Raw genomic sequence first — 6,788 nt, forward strand, 5'->3', positions numbered from 1 at the left:
GCGGCCGGGGTAGACGCTGATGACGCGGACGCCACGCGGGTTGACCTCTTCGCGAAGGGCGTCGGCGTAGGCACGCAGGCCGAACTTGGTGACGCAGTAGACGGAGAAGTCACGTCGCGCGTTCAGCCCCGCACCGGAGTTGATGAAAACGACCTGTCCACGGGCGGCTTCGAGCCTCGGCATGATCGCTTGATTGAGCACCCACGGGGCTCGAACGTTGGTGGCGAACTGGCGATCCAGTTCGTCGACCGGCAGATCGAGCGACGCCCCGGCCTTCGCCAGCGCTGCACTGTGGACGACGACGCCGACGCGATCGGGCAGCGTGTCGACGAACCGTCGCACCGCGTCGTCGTCCGTCAGATCAAAGGCCGCGGCTTCGGCTTCGCCGGGACAGGCGGCGACGGCTTCGACGAGGCGCTCTTTGTCACGACCGACCAGCACCGGAACGCCGCCCGCTTCCGAGAGCGCAATCGCAATCGCCCGGCCGATGCCGCTGCTGGCTCCGGTGACGACGCACGCTTGGCCGAGAAAAGGCGGATCCGGCCTCACGTCCCAGTTATGAGACGTTGCGGCGAGGCATGCAAGTGCAAAATGCCAATCCTTGGGGGCCGACGGTTCCCACCTCCGTCATCCCGAGCGCAGCCGAGGGACCTCGTCTGTCCGTTCGCGCAGGCGAGGTCCTTCGACTCGCTGCGCTCGCTCAGGATGACGGAGGTGGCATGGTGAGCCCGTGACTCAGTCGGCTCCCGGCCCGGCTTCGCCGCGGATGGAGAGGTGCGGCTTGGCGAAGAGGCGGACGTGCTGGTTGAAGCGGTCGGTCATGCTCTTCTGAAGCGCGGTCGGCTTGCCGTCGAACTCGGCGGAGTGCAGGCCGGCGTCGGCGAGGAGCTTGACGAGCGACCGCCAGTCATTCAGGTCGATCTCCTCCGCCGCCATGCGCTTCTTCTCGCGGTCCATGTTGTGGTAGCTGGCCAGCGGCACACAGGCCGCAGCGGCGATGTGGCCGAACGCGTCGAAGGCCGTCGCCTCGCACGTGCCGCCGGGCATGAGCGCGCGGTTGAACTTGAAGGTCTTGTCCTTCTCAGCAAGCGCCTGGCAGCGGCGGTGCAGGAAGTCGGTCAGGCCGCTGTGGAAGACGCTGGTCTTGTCGCCGACGCGCAAGACGCAGCCCTCGCCCATCGGTGCGGCCGGCTGGGCGGCGCTGGTTTCGATGCTGATGATCCGGTCGTCCTTACGCAGCAGGCCCTTGGTCTTCTGTTTGACGGCCGCGATCGCTCCGATGAAGCCGACTTCCTCCGCCCGCGTGACGAGCACGGCGACGGGTGCCTTGGCCCGGCTACGCACGCGATCCAAAGATTCCAGGCACGCGGCCAGTCCCGCAAGGTCGTCGCAAGCACGGGCGACCAGTCGCTTGCCGCGGACCTTGCTCGGCATTCGGCCGAAGTCGAAGTTACCTGGGATGCCCGGCGCGACACGTGTGCCGCGGGGCAACTTGAACGTGGCACCGACGAGCCGCTTCTTGTCGTCGGCCTCGGCTTTGATGACGGCCGCCACGACCTCGCCGAACCGGACCTTCGTGCCCGGCACGCAGCACTCGGCCAACACGCCGCCGCGGAACTCGGCGTGCAGGACGCCGTCGACGGTTTCGTTGCTCATGAACGCGGGGTGGTCCGCATGCGCGACGAACACCATCCGCGGGCCCTTGCCCTTTGTGCTGATCAGCCGATTGCCGAAGCGATCGGTCTCGACCTTCAGGTTTTTCCGCCGTTTCGCCCAGGCGTCGACGTGCGCGAGGACCTCGTCCTCCAGGAACGCGGCCGTCGGCAGGGCGGTGAGTTCGCGGAGCAGCTTCAGGTCGTCAGGCATGGCCCAGTTCTAGCCACTCGAGCTAGCGACCCCATCGGACCAGCTGCGGGTCGAACCGCTTGATGCCACGTTTGCCCGCGACGGCTCGGCCGACGGCGTCGACGCGCCGCTTGTACTCGTCGAGCTCGGGATTGCGCGTCTGCCGGGTGAACGGCTCGGTGCCGACGACGCAGATGCGATTGCTCCAGCCGCGGACGCCGGTCTCGGTGGTCGCACCGATGCCCGCCAAACGCAGCGCTTCGACCGTCGCCTCGGCCCCGTCTCGTTCGCTTGGGTGATAGCTCTGGATGAGGAGGTAGTTGCGACCCTTGAGCCGGCCGGTTTGCGTGATCGGAATCGGCTGGGCGGTCGGCTCGCTGACGAGCTGCTCGCTCGCGACCGGGTCAGCCAGCGACGCGACCGGCGGAGCGGCCGAGATGTCGGCACCGGGCGTGTCGAGGTCGAGCACCTCCGGCATGATCGCCGCCTGCTGGTCGACGGGCGCTGAGGCCTCGCGCGAAGCCGTCGCGCGTCCGACAACAAACGCGGCCACCAATCCGACAGCCACGACGCCAGTGGCAGCGATGGCGGTGACCGGCGCGGTCGAGACGTGCACCCGGCCGCCGTCGGTCGAGACGCGGAACCACGGCGCCGTCGAGCCGTCCGACGAGCGAACCCGTCTGGGCGAAGACGCAGGCGCAGCAGGAGCGGCCGCGGGCTCACTGGAGCCGTTGCCGCCGAGAACTTCGAAGAGGGCGAGTTTTCCGCCAGGGCCCGGGCGAGGGGAACGGGTCATCCGTGACCTTCCTGTGCAAGGGTTTGCGATGGGCCTGCCCGACGCGTCGGGCGGCACGATCCGCGAGGGGCTTCCTGCCCCAACACGTCCGCGCTGCGAAGCTACAGCAACCGCCCGCGCGATTCAACGCGACGGGGATAACAAGATGGGTAAGACGGGCAGCTTGTGAACGCGCCGTTTGAATGCGATGTCAGACACCGTCCGCCGCCGCGACGTCACGCCTCGCACTGCGGCCATGGCAAGGAGTCTGCATGGAGCGCGTCAGCCTCACGCCGATCACCCAGAGTGATCTGGATCGACCCGATTCCCGCTGGTGGATGCACCTGATCCCGCCCGTCCGACGGGTGCCGGCCTTCACCGCGTTCTGCCTCGCCGCGACGGGGCTGCTGCTCGTCCGCGTGAGTCGCTGGGTCGTCAGCCGTGGCTGGCCGATTCTCGCGACGCCGATGTTCGACCGCGGTGCGGGCGCGATGCCGCTGGGCCGGGTGACGTCGAGGTCGCTTCGGCAGACGCTGTGGGTTCTGCCGGGACTCTTCGTCGTCGCGACGGTGCTCACCTGGCACGCCGCCAAGCCCGCACTGCCGCCGCTCGAGGCGTCCCTCGGCCTGCCCGCGGGCGTGTACGCCGAACGGGTCACCCTCACCGCCGATGACGGCCGCGAGCTGGTCGGCATCTGGATCCCGCCGTCGGACATCATCCGTGACGAGATCAGCAAAGCCGCCCCTGCCGTCGTGCTCGTCCACGACGTCGGCCACGACGAACGCCAGATGCTGCCGCTGGTCGCGCGTCTGCACGAACAGGGCTTCGGGGTCCTGGCGATTCGGCTGCGCAATGCCGCCGAAGAGCATGCCTCGCCGACGACGTTCGGCGTGAAGGAGTCGCTCGACGTCGCGGCGGCCGTCGAGCACGTTCGGCATCGTCCGCTCGTCGACGCCGACCGCATCGCCGCGTGGGGCGTCGGCTACGGAGCCAACGCGCTCCGCGACGCCCAGCTCGCGTCGCCGATCGCTTTGGCGGTGCTGGAGGATGCGGTCGACACGTCCCGTTCGGCCGATGAGCGCATCGTGCCCGAGGGCCGACGGTTCGACGTGCTGCGTCCGGTGTGCCGCTGGATGCTCGCCATCGGCTACGACGCCGCCCCGCGACCGAAAGCGACGCCCGCATTGCGCGTCGTCGACATCGATCGACACGTCGATGGCTACCGACTGGTCGAGCAGCAGTTCAGCAACAAGCTCGGTATCGCGCGGCTCCGTTAGAGAAGTCTGCCCAGACCGCGAAAGCTAACCATTTCTCGCGTTTCGCGGTGAGCGTCAGCGAGCCTTCGGTCAGCGCGGACAGAGGCTCGCTGGCGCTCACCGCTAAGCGAACTGATGCGAGATCTATTCGCTTCTCACCGAGTGGCGTTGCGCAACGACGTGACGATGTCGCGTCAGAACGAGGGCACGACGTTGTCACGTCGTGGCACGGGACGCTTCATCCAACGTGGATCCGCGCCCATCGCGTTGCGACGTGATTCGTTAAACTTTCACGAGTTCGCTCGGAGGAACGAGACCATCTGGCTCGCGGTGCTGTACTGGATCGAGTCGACGACTTCGCCGTTGGCATCGATGACGACGATCGTCGGAATGGTCGCGACCGCGTATTGGCGTGCGAGGTCTTCGTGATCATCGATGTTGACGTACACCGCGTCGAACGCCTTGATGGCCTCCTCGACGGTGTCATCGGGCCACGTCTCGCGCTTCATCGTCTGGCACGGGCCGCACCAGTCGGCGGTGAAGTAGAGCAGCCGCGGCCGCTCGGCCGACGCGTCGGCGAGGCTCGTCTTCCACGCGATGTCCGCCGGACCGGGATCGCCGGAACTGCGGTTGACGATCCAGAGGATCGCTACAACACCGATCGCGATAGCGGCAACTTTGATGGCTTCCCGCATGCCCAATGGTACGCCGGAAGGGTCGCGTCAGAACTTGCTGGCGACTTCCACCAGCTCCTTGACGTGGTCGATGCTCGTCTGGAAGGCAACTTTCTCGTCGTCGTCGAGCTCGATTTCGAGGACCTTCTCCACGCCGCCAGAGCCCAGAACGACCGGCACGCCGACGAAGTAGCCGTCGATGCCGTACTGCCCGTTGCAGTACGCGGCGGCCGGCAAAATCCGCTTCTTGTCGCGGATGATCGCCTCAGCCATCTGCACGCTGGCGGACGACGGGGCGTAGTACGCGCTGCCGGTCTTGAGCAGGCCGACGATCTCGGCGCCGCCCTTGCGGGTGCGGTCGATGATCGCCTCGAGCTTGTCGCCCGGGACGAGCTGCTCGACCGGAATGCCGCCGGCGAACGTGTATCGCTTCAGCGGCACCATGTCATCGCCGTGCCCGCCGAGCAGCAGTGCGGTGACATCCTCGACGCTGCAGCCGATTTCCTGGGCCAAGAACGTGCGATAGCGTGCCGTATCGAGCACGCCGGCCTGGCCGACGACCTTGTTCGGCTCGAAGCCGCTGGCCTTCCAGGCGACGTAGACCATCGCGTCGAGCGGGTTGCTGACAACGATCATGACGGCGTTGGGCGAGTGTTGGGCGACCTGCTTCGCGACACCGCGGACGATCTCGGTGTTCTTGGCGATCAGATCGTCGCGGCTCATGCCCGGTTTCCGCGGCAGCCCGGCCGTGACGATGACGACGTCGCTGCCCTGCGTCGCGTCGTAGTCGGTCGCACCGACGATGTTCGAGTCAAAGCCCTCGACCGGCGAAGCCTGCATGAGGTCGAGCGCCTTGCCCTGCGGCATGCCGTCGACTTGCGGGATGTCGACGAGCACGATGTCGCCAAGTTCCTTCTGAGCAGCCCAGACGGCACAAGTCGCGCCGACGTTGCCTGCACCGATGACCGAAATTTTGGGGCGTCGCATGGTCGAGCAGGCTAGCGCCGGTCGGTCGACCTTCGCCACTACCTCGGACTCATTGCCGCGGCAGGAGATCGGCGACCCGGATGACCGCCTCAGGCTTGGCCAGTGGCGAGATGGTTCCGTCCACGGAGATCGTGGTCTTGTCTGCGTAGGTCCAGGTGCCGTTGCTTTGAATGGGGTTGCGATAGACCTCAAGGACGTTGTCGACGAGGTTCAAAATCCAGTAGTCGAGGTAGCCGTTCTCGGCGTACAACGAGAGTTTCGTGCCGCGATCGAAGGTCAGAGAGGACTTGGCCGCCTCGAGGACGAGAACGACCTCGTTGTCGCCGCCGGCTTCGTCGTCGACGGTGCCGCGGAAGACGAAGAGGTCAGGCTCGGGTTCCGAGTCTTCGAGGCGGAGCGGAATCTGCGTGCCGATGATAAAGCCGTCCTGTTCCTTGAAGTGATCACCGAGGCGGTAGCGAGCCTTCGTGCTTGCGACAGTGTGATCCGGTCCGATCGGCGACATGTACAGAATCCTCCCTCGGATGAGCTCGACGCGTTGATCGTTGAAAAAGCCGGCTTCGGCCGCCCGGTTGTACTCGGCCGGCGTCCATCGGAAAGGCGTCGGACCGATGCGTTCGACCTCGACGGGAGCCGACCGTTCCTGCATAGGTGGCTCAGCCTTGGCCGCTTCCACCGGCTCTGTCGGCTTCACGTCTTGTGAAGGTGGGGCGAGCATCATCGACATGCAACGAGTTTAACACACTCCTAAGCTCTCGAATGCGATTCACCTCCGCGTTTTGTCTCGTCGCTGCGGCTGCTGCCGCGCCGGCATTTGCTGATTCGACGGTCGCGACCAACGACATGGCCGATAGCGTGGCCATTGTGGTACCCGACATCGATTTCACCTCCGAGACGCTCGACAACGGGCTGCGTGTCGTTTACGCCCCGATGGACAACGCACCCGTCGTCCACGTTCGCGTGCTGTATCACGTGGGCTCGAAGGACGAGCAGCCGGATCGGCAGGGGTTTGCGCACCTGTTCGAGCACATGATGTTCCGCGGCAGCGAGCACGTCGCGTCCGAAGAGCACATGAAGCGCATCAATGGCGTCGGCGGAAGCTCGAACGCTTTCACGTCGTTCGATCAGACCACATACATCAACACCGTGCCGGCCAATGCGTTGGAGATGGCTTTGTGGCTCGAGGCTGATCGCATGGCGTCGTTCAAGGTGGACGAGGAGAAGTTCGTCACCGAGCGAAGCGTCGTCAAC

General features: G+C 66.1%; 8 protein-coding genes. 2 read left to right on the plus strand and 6 right to left on the minus strand.

The window, feature by feature from the left end; translation table 11 throughout:
* The 3 genes from AAGI46_14435 to AAGI46_14445 all read right to left on the minus strand — a co-directional run.
* The coding region (locus AAGI46_14435; protein ID MEM1013405.1) for an SDR family NAD(P)-dependent oxidoreductase at positions 1 to 549 on the minus strand (549 nt) is incomplete at its 3' end.
* Between the two features lie 186 nt (positions 550 to 735).
* Positions 736 to 1,866 (minus strand): M20/M25/M40 family metallo-hydrolase, encoded by a 1,131-nt coding sequence (locus AAGI46_14440; GenBank protein MEM1013406.1) that lies wholly within the window; start codon positions 1,864 to 1,866, stop codon positions 736 to 738.
* Positions 1,867 to 1,888: 22 nt separating this feature from the next.
* A complete protein-coding gene (locus AAGI46_14445) occupies positions 1,889 to 2,641 on the minus strand; it encodes a hypothetical protein (protein ID MEM1013407.1) in 753 nt (250 codons plus the stop codon).
* A 251-nt stretch (positions 2,642 to 2,892) separates the two neighbouring features.
* On the opposite strand from AAGI46_14445, the gene AAGI46_14450 reads away from it, so the two are divergent.
* A complete protein-coding gene (locus AAGI46_14450) occupies positions 2,893 to 3,897 on the plus strand; it encodes a hypothetical protein (protein ID MEM1013408.1) in 1,005 nt (334 codons plus the stop codon).
* A 269-nt stretch (positions 3,898 to 4,166) separates the two neighbouring features.
* Here the strand turns inward: AAGI46_14450 and AAGI46_14455 are convergent, their stop codons facing one another.
* The 3 genes from AAGI46_14455 to AAGI46_14465 are packed head-to-tail and all read right to left on the minus strand — an operon-like array spanning position 4,167 to position 6,264.
* Entirely contained in the window at positions 4,167 to 4,571 is a 405-nt protein-coding gene (locus AAGI46_14455) for a thioredoxin family protein (protein ID MEM1013409.1), read from the minus strand.
* A gap of 27 nt (positions 4,572 to 4,598) precedes the next feature.
* A complete protein-coding gene (mdh, locus tag AAGI46_14460; protein ID MEM1013410.1) occupies positions 4,599 to 5,537 on the minus strand; it encodes a malate dehydrogenase in 939 nt (312 codons plus the stop codon).
* A 49-nt stretch (positions 5,538 to 5,586) separates the two neighbouring features.
* Positions 5,587 to 6,264 (minus strand): Uma2 family endonuclease, encoded by a 678-nt coding sequence (locus tag AAGI46_14465; GenBank protein ID MEM1013411.1) that lies wholly within the window; start codon positions 6,262 to 6,264, stop codon positions 5,587 to 5,589.
* A 116-nt stretch (positions 6,265 to 6,380) separates the two neighbouring features.
* Between AAGI46_14465 and AAGI46_14470 the strand changes: the two genes are divergently transcribed.
* A partial coding sequence (locus AAGI46_14470) for an insulinase family protein (protein MEM1013412.1) occupies positions 6,381 to 6,788 on the plus strand: 408 nt, incomplete at its 3' end.

Source organism: Planctomycetota bacterium, assembly GCA_038746835.1.
Lineage (GTDB): Bacteria > Planctomycetota > Phycisphaerae > Tepidisphaerales > Tepidisphaeraceae > JBCDKH01.